Genomic DNA, 20,370 nt, shown 5'->3' on the forward strand with positions numbered 1-20,370 from the left:
AAAAACTTATAGTTTGTGTATTAGTACAACTCTGGGGCAATAACTTACATGCTCAGTTTTTTATACTTATTCATCATTTGCACTCCATGAACCAGCGTTGCACCACTTTCTATGGCTGCCCCCGCATGAACTGCTTCCATCATTTCTTCTTTTGTAATACCACGTTGTAAACCATCTTTAGTGTAAGCATCTATACAATAAGGGCATTTCACTACATGGGCAACGGCCAGTGCAATTAAGCTCTTTTCCCTAGCTGAAAGCGCACCTTCCTCAAATACTTTTCCATAATATTCAAAAAATTTATTTCCAAGGTCTTCACTCCATTCGGTTATTTGTCCAAATTTCCTCAGGTCGGCAGAATCATAATAGTCAGGCATAATAGTGAGTGTTGAATTATTATTTACGAAAAATAAGCTGGTATAGTTTTTTTAAAAATTAATGACTCCCGTGATGGCCAAAATTACTGCCAGGATAAAAATTACTATTACAATCACTATCCAGAGTTTAGAACTGGTATTTTCTGTTCGGGTTTCCGTAGATTGGTTTACAACATCTTTATCATTTTTTTCCTTTTTAGGAACAGGAGTCGATCTTTCGCTGTCTTTTTTCATAATGGAATTTATTAGTTGTTTAAAAAAAAATTAACTACATTGAAATTTATCGAAAAGGTATGTTTTTAGGATATAACCAAAGATTATAGATCTCAAAATATATACTGAATTCTAACGCTTTTCAAATTAGAATTAACACTTTTAGGTTTAAGATGAGCTGAAATTATTAAGAATTTCGCATTAATTCTAATTTTACTTAACCAATTAACTAAAACTAAAAATTGAGTAATCCTCACCCGATTACCTGAAGAAACATTATGCGCATTGATGTCCAAACCTTACCAGTGAATGATATTATTAATGATGTTGCAAAATATTTAGGCGTTGAAATAATAAATGAAAGCGGGGAATTAACCTTAAATATTCCAGAAGAATATGGCGAAGGTTACATTAGAGGCTGCACTTTTGATTCGGGAATAGGATATATTACCTACAATTGCACATTTTTCGAAGATTTAGAGATCCATTTTATACTCAATACCGTTCATCCCTTAAAATTTATCTTTTGTTCTGAAGGTAGCGCGGCCCATTCATTTCAGAAAAGTGATGTAATTAACCAAATTGACACCTATCAAAACATAGTAGTGAGCAGTAGCGATTACAACGGGCATGTTCTTTATTTCAAAAAAGACGTTCCCACTCACGTGTCCAGCCTGGAAATTATAAGATCTACCTTTGCCCATCGCACGAATTACGACTTCGAAAATTTAGATCCTAAATTGAAAGAGGTATTTAAAGATTCCGTTTCTGAAAAACAGTTTTTTTATCAGGGAAATTACAGTATCAAAGCTGCCGATGTGATGGAAGAAGTCAATCACAAGGATTTTACTGGATTTTTAAGAAATCTATTTTTGGAAGGAAAAGCTTTTGAAATGCTGGTCATCCAGATCGCACAATATGAAGATGATGAAAATGAGGAAAATCTTCCGCAAATCCTTAGGAAATCTGATATTCAGAAAGTAGATTATGTGTCCAAAAGAATTCAGGGGGACCTTAGTACAAACCCAACCGTGGAATCACTGGCTAAAGAAGCCGGGACCAATGTAAACAAACTTCAGGAAGGCTTTAAATATGTTTATGATCTCACCGTGAATAAATATATGCAGCATATCAAGTTGGAAGCAGCCAAAGAAATGCTCAAATCTTCGGAAAAGAATATTTCAGAAATTGTTACGTCTATAGGACTGAATAATCGTAGTTATTTTTCCAAAATCTTCAAAGAGAAATATGGAGTAAGCCCGAAGTATTTTCTAAAAACGAGAAAAAATGGGAACGATCAGGACTTTTAATCTGTTAAAATCTCAAATTTCCGCGGAATAGTTTCCGGGTCGAATTCCCATAAATAGGGCAATAAAAAATAAACCACCAGGCTAATCAGAATGATGGAAATAGCATTCATCCATAAACCGGTTTTGATCATATCTGGGATTCTTAAATAGCCGGAACCAAAGACTACAGCATTTGGTGGCGTTGCCACAGGAAGCATAAAAGCACAGGACGCAGCAAGTGTAGCTCCAACCATCAAAAAATAAGGATGAAGACCTAAAGCAATGGCCATAGTAGCGAGTATGGGCAGCAGCATGGCCGTAGTGGCAAGATTTGAGGTTACTTCCGTAAGAAAATTTACAGAAGCTACCAGTATAAATACCAACAATATCAAGGGCAAATTTTCTAAATTGGTCAACTGGCTACCGATCCATAAAGCCAGGCCGGAATCCCCAAATCCTTTAGCCAATGCCATCCCTCCACCAAATAATAGAATAATTCCCCAGGGTATTTTCACTGCATCGTCCCAGGTTATCAATTTTTCACCCTTTTTACGTCCCGGAATAACAAATAAAATAACAGCTGCAGACATGGCGATGATGGTATCGTCTATAAAAGGAATGATGGGTTGTAAAAGGAAGGTTCTGGTAATCCAGAAAAATGCGGTCAACCCAAAGACAGCGATCACTTTTTTCTCATTATTACTCACCTTTCCAAGGTTTCTTAGCAATCTTTTTATTTCCTGTTTTCCTCCCGGAAATTCATTTTGTTTAAAATTGAATGCAGCACCCGTCAAATATTTCCAACAGATAAAAAGCAATACCACGGAAATAGGAAAGCCTAAAATAAACCATTTTGTAAAGCTGATCTCAATTCCATACAACTCTTCCACAATACCTGCAAAGACGAGGTTTGGCGGTGTACCAATTAAAGTAGCAATTCCACCAATAGATGCGCTGTAGGCGATAGCAAGCATTAAGGCTTTTCCAAATATCTCATTTTCATCCTGAAGCGTATTTGGGTTATCTTTTAACTGGGCGATAATGGCCATTCCTATAGGGAGCATCATTACTGAAGTTGCAGTATTGCTTATCCACATCGATAAAAACGCTGTGGCCAGCATAAAACCTAAAATGATGAATTTAATATTGGTTCCAATTAAGTTGATGATATTGAGAGCTATTCTTTTGTGTAAATCCCATTTTTCGATGGCAATAGCGATGATAAAACCTCCCAGGTAAAGAAATACATATCTATGACCGTATGCAGCTGTGGTAGTTTCGATATCAAGGGCTCCGGTGAGAGGAAATAGAATTATAGGCAAAAGAGCCGTAACTGAGATTGGAATAGCTTCAGAAACCCACCAGATCGCCATCCATAAAGTAATTCCCAGAATCTGAAAAGCTTCAGGAGACATGGCTTCAGGAGTTTTTAGGAATTGGAAAACAAGAAATAAAAATGGTCCTGCAATTAATGCAAGCAATTTGATGCTTTTCATCTTTTTAATTAGAAAGGGTCAATATAAGAATATTCTATCTTTAGAAAGATGCACTATTTTTCCCGATATTTAGACTATAAATATTCCTGTAATGAAAGAATTGGAAATTAAAACAGCCATCCAAATTTCTAAATCACCAACAGATGTCTTTGAGGCAATTGTGAATCCGGTGAAAATGTCTAATTATTTTATCTCAAAAGGAGATGCGAGAATGGAAACTGGAAAAACTGTAAATTGGAAATTCCCTGAATTCCCTGAAATGACTTTAACTGTAAAAGTAATAGAAGTAAAAGCTTCGGAATTGATTGTATTTGAATGGGAAGGAGCAAAAGATCAATTTCTTGAAGTTCGCATCAATCTGGAAGAAATGCCAAATTTAAATACCCTGGTAAAAATTTCCGAAGGAAAAATGAAAAACACGGTAGAAGGTATCTTATGGTATGGAAGGAATACCGAAGGCTGGGCAAACTTTCTCGCCTGCCTGAAAGCCTATCTGGAATATGATATCAATCTTCGCAACGGGGCTTTTGATTTTATGAACTCTAAAAAAAAACGATAAAACCCCCGGAACATAAAAAACCTCCCAGGTTTTGAAAACCTGGGAGGTTTGGTATTAACCCCACCGTAAATAGATCGGGGTTTTTTATTAGGCTGTGGCCGCACCACTACATCATTCCGGGCATTCCACCGCCCATTCCACCTGGCATTCCGCCTCCGGCGCTATCTTCTGGGATGTCGATCAAAGCACACTCGGTAGTTAAGATCATTCCGGCAACAGAAGCAGCATTTTCAAGGGCTACCCTAGTTACTTTCTTAGGATCAATAATACCTGCTTTAAGCATATCTACGTAAGTATCGGTTTTAGCATCGTATCCAAAGTCTTTTTTACCTTCAAGAACCTTGTTGATCACTACAGAACCTTCTCCTCCAGCATTTTCGACAATAGTCCTCAATGGAGATTCGATAGCTTTCATTACGATTTGAACTCCTGTCGCCTCATCGGCATTTTCTGTTTCAATCTTGCTAAGAACCGCCTGAGCTCTTACCAGCGCTACACCACCACCGGCAACAATACCTTCTTCTACAGCCGCTCTGGTTGCATGAAGTGCATCATCTACACGGTCTTTTTTCTCTTTCATTTCAACTTCTGAAGCAGCACCTACATAAAGTACGGCAACACCACCGGCCAATTTAGCCAGACGTTCCTGAAGTTTCTCTTTATCATATTCTGAAGTAGAAGATTCAATCTGAGATTTAATCTGGTTTACACGATCCTGGATCGCTTTATTATCTCCTGCACCATTTACTAAAGTTGTATTGTCTTTATCGATCGCTACTTTTTCCGCAGTACCTAACATATCGATGGTAGTATTTTCTAAAGTAAATCCTCTTTCTTCAGAAATTACGGTACCACCCGTTAAGATAGCGATGTCTTCTAACATGGCTTTTCTTCTGTCCCCAAAACCTGGAGCTTTAACAGCGGCGATTTTAAGTGAACCGCGAAGTTTATTTACTACTAGCGTAGCCAGTGCTTCACCGTCTACGTCTTCAGCAATGATCAATAAAGGCTTTCCAGATTGGGCTACCGGTTCAAGTACGGGAAGAAGATCTTTCATGGAAGAAATCTTCTTATCATAAAGAAGGATATAAGGATCTTCAAGATCTGCGGTCATTTTTTCGCTATTCGTCACGAAATATGGAGAAAGGTATCCTCTATCGAACTGCATACCTTCTACAACATCCACATAAGTTTCAGTTCCCTTGGCTTCTTCTACAGTAATCACACCTTCTTTACCAACTTTTCCGAATGCCTGAGCGATCAAATCGCCAATCATATCGTCGTTATTGGCAGAAATAGCAGCAACCTGTTTGATTTTCTCTGAAGAATCTCCAACTTCTTTGGTTTGCTTAGCAAGATCTGCGGTTATAGCCTCAACAGCCTTATCGATCCCTCTTTTAAGATCCATTGGGTTTGCACCTGCAGCAACGTTCTTAAGACCTTCTTTTACGATCGCCTGGGCAAGAACTGTGGCCGTGGTTGTACCATCACCTGCAATATCATTGGTTTTAGAAGCAACTTCTTTCACCATTTGAGCACCCATATTTTCTAATGGATCCTCAAGTTCGATCTCCTTTGCTACGGTCACCCCATCTTTGGTTACCATTGGAGCTCCAAATGATTTGCTAATAATTACGTTACGACCTTTTGGTCCTAAAGTCACTTTAACGGCGTTAGCCAATGCATCTACTCCACGCTTAATTCCGTCGCGGGCTTTAATGTCAAATTTTATATCTTTTGCCATTGTATTAGTTTTTGTTTCAGGATAATTTTCCTGAATGATCAATTAATAATTTTTTGTTGATTAAACTTTCAGCAGGACGCTGAAGTTTTGAATTTGAGTTGACTTAAACTATTGCTAAAATATCGTCTTCTCTCATGATAAGATAATCTTTCCCATCAAGCTTTAATTCAGTACCGGCATATTTACCATATAATACTGTATCGCCTTCTTTTACTGTCATTTCGTGCTTCTTGGTGCCTTTACCAACAGCAACCACTTTACCTTTTTGTGGCTTTTCTTTTGCAGTTTCAGGAATGATAATTCCAGATGCAGTCTTATTCTCTGCAGCAACAGGTTCAATAACAACTCTGTCTGAAAGCGGTTTAACGTTTAGTCCCATTTTCTAAATTTATTTTTAGGTTAATCAATTTTATTCTGAGTATTCACATTTCCAAAATTATGCCACCACCTGAATTCTGCCAAAGGGCAACAAAAAATGCCAGCTTGTCATAAGCTGGCATTTTTGAATTGTATATTATGTGAAATCTAGTTCGTAGTGTCAGTCTGTACAGGTTGTTGTACCGGAGTATTCGTAGCCGGAACCTGAGTCCTTACCGGTTCATCACTTTCAAAAACTCTTGTTGCTTCTGAAGGGCCATCCATGATCGTTACATTGGAAAGAAGGATCAAAACCAACAATAAAGTTGCCAGTGTCCACGTACTCTTATCAAGAAAATCTGTTGTTTTCTTTACTCCCCCCATTTGCTGACCACCGCCACCAAAAGAAGAAGAAAGCCCCCCTCCTTTAGGGTTTTGAACCATAATGACCACTACCAATAGGAAAGCTACGATAATGATTAATGCTAAAAATATAGTGAATGTACTCATTCTGAATCGGTATTATTAATATCCTGTAATTTTTCTACTGCCCGAATTTGGTCTGCAAAGAAACCACTTTTTTCGGGATTTTTCAAAATTAAAATTTTATATGCCTGGATAGCTTTTTTATAATTTTTTTGTTCAAGATAGACCTTCGCTAAAGTCTCGGTCATAAGGCTTTCCGGAGCGACCATGCTCTGTTCGGCGAGGTTGGATTTAATTGGAAGTTTTGTTGGTTTTATCTTGGGATTCTTATTGATAAAATCTTCAATAAGCTCAAATTTCCTCTGGCGGTCCTCATTTTCTTCAGCATTTTCTTCAATCCCTTCTCTTTGAATGGGTTTTGCTGAAGACAATTTTAGCCATTCTGAGAAGGAATGTGTCTCATTTTTTTCAAATTTTAGCGGCTTTCCAATTTCCAGTTCTTTCTCTACATCTTTAACAGGCTCTATCTTTTCTTCAGAAATACCTTCCGAAGAATTAGATGCTGAAATTTGAGGTTTTTCAAATAATGCGGGATCCATTACCTGTTCAGATTCCGACTTTTTCATTTTTATCGCATCATCTATCGCGATACTTCTTTTTCCGAAAACGTGTTCAGCTTCGTAAACAGTGATGTCTTTTAACCGCCCTTCCTGTTCTTTGATTTGTTCCGCAATTTGATTTTGATTGAATTCATCTGAAGTGATATAATCAAAGAGAATGCTGCGATCTGTAGTGTAGGCAGCTGTTTTCTTCAGTTCAGAATTATAACTGAAATCCTGATGATCATTTAAGCCTTTTAATCTTAACGCCCGGGCCGCCTGAAAATAAGGATATTTCTTAACAAGTTTTTCCAGTTGTTGCCTGTGATATACAGAGACCTCCCCTGGATTTTCAATTAGATATGTAAGGGTTTTTACATCCATTACCAATCGGCTAAAGCGGCATTAAAAATATCCTGAGTCAAGCGTGTGTAGATTTCATCTAAAGCTGTTTCCAGAATTGTGGTTAATTGAGTTTGTGCAGGATAGTCATAATAAAAGGAGAAACGCTGTTCAAAATCTTTTTCTGGTTCCAATGTATTATAATATCTCACGTTTACGGCAATGGTCAGCCTGTTTTGCGCGGCGGTATTTTGCGCAGTGGCACTCATAGGTGATATGTAATAATCAATAATTTCGCCTTCAAAGATCAAATCGCCGTTATTGTTTACCAGGCTCAAACTTGTTTGATTCTGAATAAGATCCTGAAGCGAGGTTGTAAAGGCAAGATCTATTCCCGGTTCCACCAAATCTGACTGATTTTGAAAGAAATTTACCTGAAAAGTATTGGCTTCCCCGGTATCTGCTCCTGTAAAAGAATAGAGTCCGCAGGATTGTAAAGTGAGCAGCACAAATGCGCAAAAAAGTAAAAGAAATTTTTTCATAAAATTTTATAACATCAATTATCCTGAATTTGGAATTTGTAGCATCATCTAACTTTCAAATTTCGTATAATAAAGGCCTTCGACTGCGTTCAGGCCGACACAAAATATTTCAAGTTTCCAAAATTCACTTTTTACTTTTCACTTTCAAAATTTTGAACTATCAACCTTGAACTCCGAACTCCGAACTCCGAACTTAGAACTTAGAACTTAGAACTTAGAACTTAAAAACTATAAATCATATTGTTTGATCTTCCGGTAAAGGGTGCGTTCACTAATTCCCAATTCTTCCGCGGCAGCTTTTCTCTTTCCGCTATGCCTTTCTAAGGATTTTTTGATCAATTCCAGTTCTTTATCCTGCAGGCTGAGTGTTTCCTCTTCCTCAATTTCTTCAGCAAAATAATATTTATCCTTTTCTTCCTGTCGCGCTTGCGCATTGGGTTGAGGCATTTGCAGAAGTTTCATTTCTTCATTAGTCATTTCATCTTCATCAATATCATCTCCATTGGCTCCATAGATCTTTTCAATCAAACCTTCATTTTCATCCTGAACTTCCTTGTTATTTCCGTCCTGCATTAATTTCAGGGTTAATTTTTTGAGGTCATTCAGGTCATTTTTCATATCGAAAAGCACCTTGTAAAGAATTTCCCTTTCATTGCTGAAATCTCCTTCCGCTTTTTTTCCTGAAATCACCGCCGGAAGATTACTGCCCATATCTGGTAAGTAATTTCTCATCCCTTTAGCATCGATACTTCTTCTTTGTTCCAAAACGGAGATTTGTTCCGCCACATTCCTAAGCTGACGAATATTTCCGCCCCAGCGATATTTTACCAGTAATTCTACGGCATCATCTTCCAGTTTTACGGTGGGCATTTTATATTTCAGTGCAAAATCTGACGCAAATTTTCTAAATAACAAATGGATATCTTCCTTCCTTTCCCGCAACGGCGGCAAATGAATTTCAATAGTACTTAACCTGTAATAAAGATCTTCCCGAAATTTCTCTTTTTGAATTGACTCAAACATATTGATATTGGTCGCCGCAACTATGCGAACATCGGTCTTTTGAACTTTTGAAGAACCTACCTTAATAAATTCACCATTTTCAAGTACCCGTAAAAGCCTTACCTGGGTAGGCAAAGGAAGTTCTCCAACTTCATCCAGAAAAATAGTTCCCCCATCGGCAACTTCAAAATAACCACTTCGGGTTTGGGTAGCTCCCGTAAAAGCACCTTTTTCATGCCCAAAAAGTTCACTATCGATGGTCCCTTCGGGAATTGCTCCACAATTCACCGCAATATATTTTGCGTGTTTACGATGGGAAAGTGAATGAATGATCTTCGGAATACTTTCCTTTCCCACCCCGCTTTCTCCTGTCACTAACACAGAGATATCTGTTGGAGCGACCTGTATCGCCTTTTCAACAGACCTGTTTAATTTTGGATCGTCTCCAATGATTCCAAAACGTTGTTTTATCGCCTGAACTGATTCCATTTAATTATTCGCTGTATAAGAATTCGTTTACTTGAATTACTGCATTTTCAGGTCGAAATATCAAAGACTGAGTTTTAATAGTAGTACCATTATATTCATTTTCAATATCCAGTTTCTGATTTTCAGTGTAAGAAGAAGGATAAATATTTGCAGTTCTGTTATTTGGTCCAAATACTCTAATCGCCGTACTTATTTCATAATTAAAAAACTTCACTTTAGATCCATAAATTAAAAAAGCTAAGGTATAATCCTGAAAAAAGTCCTGTAGCGGATTAGCCATATCGTCATATTCGTACCCAAATTCTTCAGTTATCGTTAAGCCGCTATAACTTGTAAAAATTTTATTCTGAATTACATTCCCGCTACTATCATACTGCAATTCATCAGAATGTACCAGCATAGCATCCCCATCAAAATCTTCAAATTTCATGAAGCGATCATCATTGAAAGTGAAAACAACTTTGCCTGAATTTTCTTCAGTAGTATTCAGCTTTTCAAGTTCTACTATATTTCCGGAATAGGTAATAGCCCGATCTTTAAAACTATTACTTTCTGCATCAAATTCTTTAACTGCAATTAAACTTCCTGAACCATCATATTCAAATTGAATATCTGTAAAAATGTCTTCCCGATCCTCAGTAATTCTTACTAGTTCGTCGTTATCATTATATTCAATTTCTACCCAAAGGTCTCCATTTACTTCTAAACTCAACCATTTTCCATCTTCATAAGTATAATTGTAGATAGTTCCAGTTTGATTGAAAGTGGTAGTGTAGCCAACAAAATCTCCACTGATACCTACGGGATTATCATCATTAGAATCTGTTGCGCTATCCGAAGAACATGAGCTTATTAATATTGAAAGAATTATTGTACAAAATCGCAATTTCATAAAACTAGTTATTTATTGATATTAATTATTATTACTTAATCCAATGCCTTCTCCAATTAATGTTGCGCTGGTACACTCATTCACTTTTACCAGAACAAAATCACCAATTTTATAATTTTCTTTCGGAAAAACCACCACAATATTCTGCTCACTTCTTCCGCTAAACTGCTCGGCAGATTTTTTGGATTCCTTTTCAATCAAAACCTCTACAGTTTTACCTATATATTGTTTCGTTCTATATTTACTGTGTTTTTGTTGAAGATCTACAATTTCCTGTAACCTTCTTTTTTTCACTTCTTCGGGCACGTCATCTTCCAGTTTTCTTTCGGCAAGCGTTCCCGGTCTTTCAGAATACGTGAACATATAACCAAAATTATACTTTACATATTCCAGCAGTGAAATTGTATCCTGATGATCCTCTTCCGTTTCAGTAGGAAAACCCGTGATAATATCATGAGAAATTCCACAATCCGGGATCATTTCTTTAATGTTATCGATAAGTGTAAAATATTCTTCACGGGTATGCAATCTATTCATCGCTTTGAGGATTCTGTTGCTTCCGCTTTGTACCGGCAAATGAATATAGTTACAAATATTGCGATACTGTAACATCATTTCGATCACGTCCAGCGTCATATCCTGCGGATTGGAAGTTGAAAACCTAAAACGCATTTTTGGTTGAGCTTCCGCGACCAGCCTCAAAAGACTGGCAAAATTCGTTGCCGTAGCTTTCTGAATTTCAGTAGCGTCTTTAAAATCTTTTTTCATACCGCCACCATACCATAAATAGCTATCTACATTCTGGCCAAGAAGGGTCACCTCTTTGTAACCTTTTGCAGCGAGATCATTTACTTCTTCCACAATACTTTGTGGATCACGGCTACGTTCGCGTCCCCTGGTAAAAGGCACCACGCAAAAAGTACACATATTATCGCACCCCCGGGTAATCGAAACAAAAGCCGAAACACCATTAGATTGCAGTCTTACCGGGGAAATATCACCATAAGTTTCTTCCTTGCTTAAAATCACATTAATCGCATCTCTTCCCGCCTCCACTTCATTGATCAAATTTGGAAGGTCTTTATAAGCATCTGGCCCAACAACTAGGTCCACGATTTTTTCTTCTTCCAGGAATTTGCTTTTCAGCCTTTCAGCCATACAGCCCAGAACGCCCACTTTCATTCCCGGATTTATACGTTTTACCGCATTGTATTTCTCCAGTCTCTTGCGTACCGTTTGTTCGGCTTTTTCCCGAATAGAACAGGTGTTTACCAGGACAAGATCTGCCTCTTCAAGATTTTGGGTAGTATTAAAACCTTCTTTTGCAAGGATGGAAGCCACGATTTCGCTATCGCTAAAATTCATTGCGCAACCATAACTTTCAATAAAAAGCTTTTTTGAATTACTTGGCTGAGGTTTCAGTACCAAAGAATTTCCCTGGACTTTTTCATCAATTGTCTTCTCCATATTCCGTTGTAACCTTTCGGTTTTTAGACTGGCAAAGATAGGACTATTCAGAATTATGACAAAGTGACAGAAAAAAATTATTAAATGCCAACGCAACCATTCAAAAATATGTGCATCTACTTGATACTAATCAAAATATCTGATGAAAAAATTAGCTCTCCTTGCTTCCCTATTTCTTTTCGTTTTCACTTCCTGTGAGAATGAAATTGATGATTCGGAATATACCAGCGTTGCCGTTCCGGTAAAACAATCATTACAAGAATTTAGGGCTTCCGTAAAAATTCAGGAACCAAAGGACATTCAGGAATCCGGTAAAATTTATGCCTGGAACAACTACATATTTATAAACGATGTACAGAAAGGTGTTCATATTATTGATAATATCGATCCATTCAATCCTAAAAATGTCCAATTTATAAACATCCCTAGAAATATGGATGTTGCAGTTAAAGACAACAAACTTTATGCGGATAGCGGAACAGATTTAGTGATATTTGATCTTCAGGACATGAACAATATCAAAGAGATTGGTAGGGTTGAGAATGTTTTTCCAAATGTATTTCCCCAAACACAATTAAACGCCACCTTTATTGATTATGAAAACTTTGATCCTGAAAAAGAAGTTATTATTGGTTTCGTGATTGAAAAAAGAAAAATAGAATATGCCACCCAACCCAATTGGGAAGATGCTTTTTTCGCAAATAGCGCAGAGAGTTCTACCGGGACCGGCGGTTCCTTCGCCAGATTTAGCATAAAAGATGATTATTTATATGTAGCTGATGATCAAAAGCTTTCAGTTTTTGATATTCGTAATCCTGCTCAAACCACTTTATTAAATCAGGATTATGCTGGCTTTGCCATTGAAACCCTCTTTAATTACGAGGATCATTTATACCTGGGTAGCGATAGGGGGCTTTATATCTTCAGCATAGAAGATGCAGCGAAACCAAAGGAGGTTTCTTATTTACAACATGTTTTAGGCTGCGATCCTGTAGTTGTGGAAGGTGATTATGCCTATGTTACCATTCGCGGAGGTAACTTTTGCGGACAGGAAAATAACCAGCTGGATGTTGTAAATATTACCGATAAACATTCCCCATTTATAGAGCAGTCTTATCAAATGACCAATCCGTACGGCTTGGGAATTAAAGGTGATTGGCTGTTTGTATGTGATGGTGCGGACGGACTAAAAGTTTTTGATAAATCTAATACACCCAACCTTGAGTTGATAGACCACTTTAAAGAGATTAACACCTATGATGTCATCCCCCTGGAGGAGAGGTTGCTCATGGTTGGGGATAATACTCTATACCAATACTCGTATAAAGGCAATGAGGTTAACTTAATTAGCACGTTCACAATTAATTAAGTGCCTTATTTTTGTTTGGTTTTTGTAAAAATCCCCGTGTAGGGCGGGGATTTTTTTTATTCATTTCCGTAATAGTTATCCAGAAATCGGTACCTATTTTCTTTAGCAGACTTTTTCACTTCAAATTCTGAATCAATAATAAGTACAGGAGGTTTTTCATCATCCGGTTTTGCGGAAGGCCAGTATAAAAGTTCTTCTCCATTTGGATTCCCAGTTTTTACAAAATTCAATACATATTGCTGAATAGTTTTTGAAACCTCATAGTCCTCCTTTGTAAAATAACCTTCGTCTACCAACTCCAGATTTCCTAAGAAATACTCTATTTCTGAAGCATGTGGTGCCCCGTCGGGTACAATTTCCGAATTTTGATTTGCTGAAGGTCGAACTTTACTGAATAAATATCGATATACCGGTTCTTCTGAATTTTTTCTGTGAAGGTCAAACCACTTCCAGGTTCCGTAAGCAATAAAGCGATCTGATGCCAGATCTGTCGCGGCCATTCGTACTTCATCTTCATTGTTCGCAGCGTACAAATCAAGGACTTCATCGTAATTTTCAGGATAAAGCGTCATAATTTTGGTCGCATAATTTTCCTTTGAATAGTCTGATCCCTGAGTGATTGCCATGGAAGGTGACTCTGCAGAGTTCCATCCAAGCATTAAAGGAATTTGAGCCTGCTCCCCTTTTTCAAAAATTTCAGGTAATGATTTAGGTAAAAAGTAAGAATCGATTACGGTTGGAAAACCAAACCTACCTGAATTATTATAGACTTCAAATAATTCCTCTGTACTCAAAGCTCTTAAGGCTTCCAGGCTGTAACCCGTTTTCTCAACGAATTCTGCTCCAACTTTTTCAGCCTCGTGTAAAGGAACAGGAGCCAAAGTGGGTTTGATAGACGCACCACTTTCCCCAATTGCGCCCGCGAGCAAATCTTTTGATAATGGAGAAACCATAAGTGCACTTACAGAAATTGAACCTGCAGATTCACCGGCAATAGTTATTTTTTCAGGATCACCACCAAAATTTTCGATATTTTCATAAACCCATTTTAAAGCAGCAGTTTGATCCAGTAAACCATAATTTCCCGAGGCGTTGTATTCAGCTTGCTTAGATAATTTAGGGTGTGCTAAAAATCCAAAAATATTTAATCGGTAATTTACAGTGATGGCGATAATGCCATTTCTAGCCATAGATGCCCCATCATATCTGGGTTCAGATCCATCCCCGGCAACAAAACCTCCACCATAAAAATAGACCAGAACAGGTAAACCTTCACCATTACTTTCTGTTGGCGCCCAAATATTTAGATAGAGGCAATCTTCACTTATACCGTCACTGCGATAAACCATATCTCCAAAGACGTTGGTTTGTATGGCAGAGGGTCCAAATTTTTTGGTTTCTTTCACTCCTTCCCAATCTTCCAGTTCCTGAGGGGCTTTCCACCTAAGTTTTTCAATTGGCGGCTTTGCAAAGGGGACGCCTAAAAATATATTTAAATGCTGGTCTTGATCAATGAGACCTTCAATTTTACCATTTTCAGTTTCTACAATTAGAGATTCCTGGGCATAAAAATTGAGGCTGAAAAAGCAAACAATCCATAGCGATATATAATATTTAGTTTTGTTCATTCTAAGCTTAATTTATTGATATTTTTTTAATTGTCCGTAAGTCATAAAGGACGTCATTCTGTTCCGATAGCGGGATGTTTCAGAATCTTATCACACTGCAAATTATTACAATATTACAGATCCTGAAAATGCTTCTGTATACCTGTATTTCGTCAAAATTCCTTTCTTCAGCTATGCTCACAAAGTTTAGTTTAAGGTACAGATTATAGTCAAATAATAAACCCCCTTCATTGCTGAAGAGGGTTTATTTATAAGATTGTTTCTAAAATTAAGCTTCGAATGGCTCAATAGAAACATAAGATTTATCATCTTTCTTTTTAGTGAACTTTACAAGACCATCTACTTTGGCATGTAATGTATGATCTTTACCGGCATACACATTATCGCCTGGGCGATGTGCTGTACCTCTTTGTCTAACGATGATGTTCCCTGCAATGGCAGCCTGACCACCAAAAATCTTAACGCCTAAACGTTTTGATTCTGATTCTCTACCGTTCTTGGAACTACCGACTCCTTTTTTGTGTGCCATGGTGTTTTTAGTTTAATAGGATTAATTAAGCTTTCCCTCCGTTTAAATCGTCCTGAAGTTGTTTTAACTCGTCCCATTTACCGTCAGCAGCTAATTTAGCCTGCTTTGGCCATGTTTCAGGATCTAAATGGGCTAAAGAAGAACTTTCATTTGTAAGGATTTCTTTAATCTCTTCAGAAGATTTTTTAGAAAGTTTCGCGAAAGTATCTACACCAGCATTTACTAAAGCCTCAGCAGCTTTAGGTCCTGCTCCTTCGATCTTTTTAAGATCATCTGCCTTCGCAGATTTTTTAGGAGCTGCCTTTTTAGACTCCTCTTTTTTTGGAGCAGCTTTAGGTGCAGCTTTTTTATCTTCTTTCTTAGGTTCAGACTTCTTAGAATCAGATTTTTTCTTACCATCTATGGTGATATCACCAATAAGAATTTCTGTAAGTGCCTGGCGGTGACCGTTTTTAACCCGGTAACCTTTACGTCTTTTCTTTTTGAAAACAATTACTTTGTTCCCTTTTAAATGACGGTTAATTTTTGCTCCAACAAGAGCGCCATCTATAGCCGGGGCGCCAACAGTGATGTTATCTCCATCTCCGGTAAGAAGAACTTTATCAAAAGAAATACTGTCCCCTTCTTTACCTTCCATTCGGTTAACAAACACCCTCTGGTCTTTTGCAACTTTAAATTGCTGCCCTGCTATCTCTACAATTGCGTACATAGCTTTGATTAATTAAAATTATTTTGACGACTTGTGTTTAAAAACAAATCAGCCTTAATTTATTTTAAGGCGGGTGCAAATATACTTCTAATTAATTAATTGCCAAAGCTTTTTTAAAAATTCAGAATGCTATCTACAGGGTGTGTTTTTTGCCCTCAACGGTATTCCATGAATCCTTGAAAAATTGCATATAAGCGAAGGTTATCACCAGACTGGTAGCAAAACCCATCACCGCGACCGTGAATAGAACAATCCCAATATTGGTGCTGTAATCGGTTTTCCACATAGTGAGCAATTCGTCAATAAAGTCAGGATTAAATTCCGTAGCATAAAATCCGAAGAAAACAGTAAAAATTATCGTTGCATTAAAACCAGTGAGCAGGCTGGCCATAAAACCTTTTTGATATTTAAATTTATTTCCCTTTTTCAACCTGTAATGCTTGATTGATTCAAACATACCATAGGCCATGATCACACCATTAAAAAGACTCCACACGGGATTGTTTTGGACCCCAAACAAGGAAAGAATTAAAAAATATGCAATTAACCCGGCAGCGATGGCCACTCCGTATTTTATAGGGATACTGAATTTATTCATCATTATAGATTCGTTTAAAAAGTAAATTTCCTAAAAACGAGGCGGTTTTTGCCTTAATAGCTTGTTAATTTTAACACATATCCCATTTTTAAGAAGTATTCTCTAATTCTGTGTAACACAACTTAAATTTTTTCTACTCATAGAACGCTAATTGAAAACTTTGAAAAAAATGATTTTGAAACAAAATTTCCTGGCCGCCCTTTTATTTGTTGGAGCAGCCGGATTTGCTCAGGAAGTAGAATTCACTGAGTTTGATTTGGATAACGGCCTGCACGTTATTCTACATGAAGATAAAACTGCCCCCGTGGTTTCTACTTCTGTAATGTATGATGTAGGAGGTAAGGACCGGATTAATGGTAAAACAGGATTTGCACACTTTTTCGAACACCTTTTATTTGAAGGAACTGAAAATATTGAAAAAGGCAAATGGTTTGAGATCGTATCCAGTAATGGAGGGACCAACAATGCCAACACTTCTAATGATCGTACTTATTATTATGAAATTTTTCCTTCTAATAACCTGGAATTAGGTCTTTGGATGGAATCTGAAAGAATGATGCACCCTATTATTAAAAAAGAAGGTGTAGATACACAAAATGAAGTGGTAAAAGAAGAGAGAAGATCAAGAATGGATAACTCTCCTTATGGAAACCTTTTACAGTCGGTAGCTGGGGCGATGTTTGAAAAGCATCCATATAAAGATCCGAATATTGGTTATATGGAAGATCTTGATGCTGCAACTTTAGATGAATTCAAAGAATTCTTTGATACTTATTATGTTCCTAACAATGCTGTTTTGGTAGTTGCCGGAGATATTGACGTTTCTGACACTAAAAAAATGGTAAAGGATTATTTTGGGGATATTCCAAAAGGAGAAGAAGTAAAAAGAAATTTTGAAATGGAAACTCCAATGACCAAAGAGGTAAGGACAACCACTTACGATAGCAACATCCAAATCCCTGCTTCTATATTAGGATATAGAACGCCTTCTTTTACTGAAAAGGATTCTTATGTACTTAATATGATCTCAGATTATTTAAGCGACGGGAAAAGTTCAATTTTATATAAGAAACTGGTTGATGAGCAAAAACAGGCACTTCAGGTTGCTGCATTCAATCTTGAACAGTCAGATTATGGAATGTATTTGATCTTTGCCCTTCCGTTAGGTGAAACTTCCCTTGAAACATTAAATACTGAAATGGAAGAGGAAATCTCTAAACTTAGAAATGAATTAATTTCAGAAAAGGATTTTCAGAAACTTCAGAACAAAGCTGAAAACGCTTATGTAAATTCTAATTCCAGTGTTGCCGGTATTGGAGAATCGTTGGCTACAAGTTATTTGCTTTATGGCGACACCAACCTTGTAAACGAGGAAATTGATATTTATCGATCTATTACACGCGAAGACATCAAAAGAGTCGCTACGGAGTATTTAAAGCCGAGCCAGAGAGTGGTTGTAGACTATTTGCCAGAAAGCCAAAAAGCAGAATAATAAAAGTTTAAAATGAGAATGATGAAAAATTATATAATAGCATTTGCAGTATTTTTATTTACTGCTAATATGTTTGCACAAATAGACCGAAGTGTAATGCCGAAACCAGGCCCTGCACCTCAGGTAAATGTTGAAGAACCGGAAAATTTTGATCTTGATAACGGCCTGGAAGTTTTGATCGTGGAAAATCATAAACTCCCCAGAGTTTCCATGTCTTTAAGATTGGACAATCCACCAATTTTTGAAGGTGATAAAGCAGGTGTTACCAGTTTAATGGGCAGCTTACTTGGAAGCGGAACTGCAACCATGACCAAAGATGCTTTTAATGAAAGAGTAGACTTTTTAGGAGCCAGAATGAATTTTTATTCCGGTGGTGCCAGTGCTAATACACTTTCTAAGTACTTTCCTGAAATTTTGAAATTAATGGCAGATGCGGCTATAAACCCATATTTCACCGAAGAGGAATTCTCCAAAGCAAAGGAGCGACAAATAGAAGGGATTAAAAGTAACGACAAAAATGTTGCATTTATAGCTTCCAGAGTACGTTCAGCTTTAGCGTATGGAAAAGATCATCCTTATGGAGAATTTGTGACTGCAGAGTCTGTGGAGTCTGTTACTTTGGATGATGTGAAAAAATTCTATCAAACTTATTATAGCCCGCAACATGCGTATTTGGTTATTGTTGGAGATGTAGATGAGGATGAAGTGAAAGACCTGGTAAAAAAGAATTTTTCAAGCTGGAAAAAGACTGAAGTGCCTGAAACTAATATGCCCGAAGTTACTAACTTAGGTAAAACCCAGATTGATTTCGTGGATATGCCCAACGCGGTACAGAGTGAAATTTCTGTGGTGAACACGATCAAATTAAAAAAGAAGGATCCGGATTATTTCCCGGTTCTTGTTGCGAACAAGATCTTAGGTGGTGGTGGTGAAGCCCGCCTTTTCCTTAATCTTAGAGAAGATAAAGGTTATACCTATGGAGCTTATTCTTCTACGGGAAATGATAAATATGCTTCTACCTTTACCGCAAGTGCAAGTGTAAGAAACGCGGTGACAGATAGTTCTGTAGTTGCTTTTCTTGATGAAATTTATAAAATTAGAAAAGAAAAGGTTTCAGCGGCTGAACTTGCCAATGCAAAAGCAAAAATTACGGGTGATTTTGTACTTTCTTTAGAACAGCCTTCTACAATCGCCAATTTCGCCTATGAGGTAGAAACAGAAGATCTTGATGATGATTTCTATAAAGATTACCTGGAAAAAATTGATGAAGTTAGCGTGGAAGATGTTCAGCGGGTAGCCCAAAAATATTTTCAGCCAGATAACGCAAGAATCGTAGTTGTTGGAAAAGGTAGTGATGTATTGGAAAATCTTGAAAAAATTCAATATAACGGAAAGTCTATTCCAATTAAATATTATGATAAGTTAGCTGACGCTGCCTCAAAACCTGAGAAAAAAACAGTAGATGCTTCAGTAAGTATCGATAAAGTTTATGAAAACTATATCAATGCCATTGGCGGAAAAGAAGCGGTAAGCAAGGTTGAAAGCGTTGTAATGATAGCTCAGGGACAAATTCAGGGAATGACCTTGGATCTTGAAATGAAAAGAACAACAGATGGAAAACTGCTTCAGAATGTATCTATGGGTGGCAATGTGATGCAAAATCAGGTTTTTGACGGTGAAAAAGGCTCCATGACCATGCAGGGCCAAAAAATTCCCTATAATGAAGAGCAAATCGCTGCGGCAAAGATCGACGCCAATCCTTTTCCTGAACTAAGTGTTGGTTCTGCTACGCTAAGCGGAATTGAGCAGGTTGACGGGAAAGATGCCTACGTGGTAAATGTTGATGAAACCACTAAAGCTTACTACGATGTGGGCAGCGGATTGAAAACTCAGGTGGTAAAAACTGTATCTCAGGGAGGACAAACCATGACTGTTCCAACAGGCTACTCAGATTACCAGGAAGTAAATGGGGTTAAATTTCCATTTATGATGACTCAGTCTATGGGACCTCAGAAATTGGAGTTTAAAGTAAGTGAAATCAAAGTAAACGAGGGGATAAACGAAGGGGATTTTACAGTAGAATAAACCTTTTTCCTTTAAAATATAAAAGCCGGTATTTATTATCTACCGTCTGGACACATCTTTTTTTATTCTACTTTAGGATAAAAAAATGCAGACAAGACATTTTGAGGATTTAAAAGACAAGCGATTGTTGAATAGAGGTAATTCTATTCTCAATCGTTTGTTTGCT

Annotated in this window: 20 protein-coding genes; 5 read left to right on the top strand and 15 right to left on the bottom strand. The window is 37.3% G+C overall.

The window, feature by feature from the left end; all coding sequences use genetic code 11:
- Positions 1 to 44: 44 nt before the first annotated feature.
- Together DHD80_RS05980 and DHD80_RS05985 are read right to left on the bottom strand one after the other, a co-directional pair.
- Positions 45 to 380 (bottom strand): arsenosugar biosynthesis-associated peroxidase-like protein, encoded by a 336-nt coding sequence (locus tag DHD80_RS05980; protein ID WP_251740261.1) that lies wholly within the window; start codon positions 378 to 380, stop codon positions 45 to 47.
- A 48-nt stretch (positions 381 to 428) separates the two neighbouring features.
- Complete coding sequence (locus DHD80_RS05985; protein ID WP_251740237.1) at positions 429 to 611, bottom strand: hypothetical protein; 183 nt, start codon at positions 609 to 611, stop codon at positions 429 to 431.
- Positions 612 to 868: 257 nt separating this feature from the next.
- On the opposite strand from DHD80_RS05985, the gene DHD80_RS05990 reads away from it, so the two are divergent.
- Positions 869 to 1,900 carry an AraC family transcriptional regulator gene (locus DHD80_RS05990; protein ID WP_251740238.1) on the top strand — a complete coding sequence of 344 codons (1,032 nt, stop codon included), beginning with the start codon at positions 869 to 871 and terminating at the stop codon, positions 1,898 to 1,900.
- Here the strand turns inward: DHD80_RS05990 and DHD80_RS05995 are convergent.
- Positions 1,897 to 3,375 (bottom strand): SLC13 family permease, encoded by a 1,479-nt coding sequence (locus DHD80_RS05995; protein WP_251740239.1) that lies wholly within the window; start codon positions 3,373 to 3,375, stop codon positions 1,897 to 1,899. The genes DHD80_RS05990 and DHD80_RS05995 overlap by 4 nt on opposite strands.
- A 91-nt stretch (positions 3,376 to 3,466) precedes the next feature.
- Between DHD80_RS05995 and DHD80_RS06000 the strand changes: the two genes are divergently transcribed.
- Entirely contained in the window at positions 3,467 to 3,934 is a 468-nt protein-coding gene (locus DHD80_RS06000) for an SRPBCC domain-containing protein (RefSeq protein WP_251740240.1), read from the top strand.
- A gap of 106 nt (positions 3,935 to 4,040) precedes the next feature.
- Here the strand turns inward: DHD80_RS06000 and groL are convergent, their stop codons facing one another.
- The 8 genes from groL to miaB form a co-directional block, all read right to left on the bottom strand.
- On the bottom strand, positions 4,041 to 5,678 hold the full coding sequence (gene groL, locus DHD80_RS06005; protein ID WP_251740241.1) for a chaperonin GroEL: 1,638 nt from the start codon (positions 5,676 to 5,678) through the stop codon (positions 4,041 to 4,043).
- Positions 5,679 to 5,781: 103 nt separating this feature from the next.
- On the bottom strand, positions 5,782 to 6,057 hold the full coding sequence (gene groES / locus DHD80_RS06010; protein WP_251740242.1) for a co-chaperone GroES: 276 nt from the start codon (positions 6,055 to 6,057) through the stop codon (positions 5,782 to 5,784).
- Positions 6,058 to 6,203: 146 nt separating this feature from the next.
- Positions 6,204 to 6,545 carry a preprotein translocase subunit SecG gene (gene secG, locus DHD80_RS06015; protein WP_251740243.1) on the bottom strand — a complete coding sequence of 114 codons (342 nt, stop codon included), beginning with the start codon at positions 6,543 to 6,545 and terminating at the stop codon, positions 6,204 to 6,206.
- Positions 6,542 to 7,444, bottom strand: coding sequence for a hypothetical protein (locus DHD80_RS06020; protein ID WP_251740244.1), 903 nt, complete (start codon positions 7,442 to 7,444; stop codon positions 6,542 to 6,544). The genes secG and DHD80_RS06020 overlap by 4 nt, the downstream gene beginning before the upstream one ends.
- Positions 7,444 to 7,944: an LptE family protein gene (locus DHD80_RS06025; protein WP_251740245.1), complete on the bottom strand. Its 501-nt coding sequence runs from the start codon at positions 7,942 to 7,944 to the stop codon at positions 7,444 to 7,446. The genes DHD80_RS06020 and DHD80_RS06025 overlap by 1 nt, the downstream gene beginning before the upstream one ends.
- 228 nt (positions 7,945 to 8,172) lie before the next feature.
- Positions 8,173 to 9,435: a sigma-54 dependent transcriptional regulator gene (locus DHD80_RS06030; RefSeq protein WP_251740246.1), complete on the bottom strand. Its 1,263-nt coding sequence runs from the start codon at positions 9,433 to 9,435 to the stop codon at positions 8,173 to 8,175.
- 4 nt (positions 9,436 to 9,439) lie between these two features.
- Positions 9,440 to 10,327, bottom strand: coding sequence for a hypothetical protein (locus tag DHD80_RS06035; RefSeq protein WP_251740247.1), 888 nt, complete (start codon positions 10,325 to 10,327; stop codon positions 9,440 to 9,442).
- Between the two features lie 21 nt (positions 10,328 to 10,348).
- Positions 10,349 to 11,794 (bottom strand): tRNA (N6-isopentenyl adenosine(37)-C2)-methylthiotransferase MiaB, encoded by a 1,446-nt coding sequence (miaB, locus tag DHD80_RS06040; protein ID WP_251740248.1) that lies wholly within the window; start codon positions 11,792 to 11,794, stop codon positions 10,349 to 10,351.
- Between the two features lie 142 nt (positions 11,795 to 11,936).
- Here miaB and DHD80_RS06045 point away from each other — a divergent pair, with 142 nt between their 5' ends.
- On the top strand, positions 11,937 to 13,163 hold the full coding sequence (locus tag DHD80_RS06045; RefSeq protein ID WP_251740249.1) for a hypothetical protein: 1,227 nt from the start codon (positions 11,937 to 11,939) through the stop codon (positions 13,161 to 13,163).
- A 56-nt stretch (positions 13,164 to 13,219) separates the two neighbouring features.
- Here the strand turns inward: DHD80_RS06045 and DHD80_RS06050 are convergent, their stop codons facing one another.
- The 4 genes from DHD80_RS06050 to DHD80_RS06065 all read right to left on the bottom strand — a co-directional run bounded on the left by DHD80_RS06050 (position 13,220) and on the right by DHD80_RS06065 (position 16,627).
- On the bottom strand, positions 13,220 to 14,791 hold the full coding sequence (locus DHD80_RS06050; protein WP_251740250.1) for a carboxylesterase family protein: 1,572 nt from the start codon (positions 14,789 to 14,791) through the stop codon (positions 13,220 to 13,222).
- Positions 14,792 to 15,059: 268 nt separating this feature from the next.
- Positions 15,060 to 15,320, bottom strand: a complete 261-nt coding sequence (rpmA, locus tag DHD80_RS06055) for a 50S ribosomal protein L27 (protein WP_229341672.1) — start codon at positions 15,318 to 15,320, stop codon at positions 15,060 to 15,062.
- Between the two features lie 25 nt (positions 15,321 to 15,345).
- Complete coding sequence (gene rplU, locus DHD80_RS06060; protein ID WP_251740251.1) at positions 15,346 to 16,029, bottom strand: 50S ribosomal protein L21; 684 nt, start codon at positions 16,027 to 16,029, stop codon at positions 15,346 to 15,348.
- Positions 16,030 to 16,162: 133 nt separating this feature from the next.
- Positions 16,163 to 16,627 (bottom strand): DUF4199 domain-containing protein, encoded by a 465-nt coding sequence (locus DHD80_RS06065; RefSeq protein ID WP_251740262.1) that lies wholly within the window; start codon positions 16,625 to 16,627, stop codon positions 16,163 to 16,165.
- 169 nt (positions 16,628 to 16,796) lie between these two features.
- Here DHD80_RS06065 and DHD80_RS06070 point away from each other — a divergent pair, with 169 nt between their 5' ends.
- Both DHD80_RS06070 and DHD80_RS06075 read left to right on the top strand, forming a co-directional pair.
- Positions 16,797 to 18,119, top strand: a complete 1,323-nt coding sequence (locus DHD80_RS06070) for a pitrilysin family protein (RefSeq protein ID WP_251740252.1) — start codon at positions 16,797 to 16,799, stop codon at positions 18,117 to 18,119.
- Positions 18,120 to 18,140: 21 nt separating this feature from the next.
- A complete protein-coding gene (locus tag DHD80_RS06075) occupies positions 18,141 to 20,204 on the top strand; it encodes a pitrilysin family protein (RefSeq protein WP_251740253.1) in 2,064 nt (687 codons plus the stop codon).
- Positions 20,205 to 20,370 lie beyond the last annotated feature (166 nt).

Source organism: Gramella sp. AN32 (assembly GCF_023718305.1).
GTDB classification, from domain to species: domain Bacteria; phylum Bacteroidota; class Bacteroidia; order Flavobacteriales; family Flavobacteriaceae; genus Christiangramia; species Christiangramia antarctica.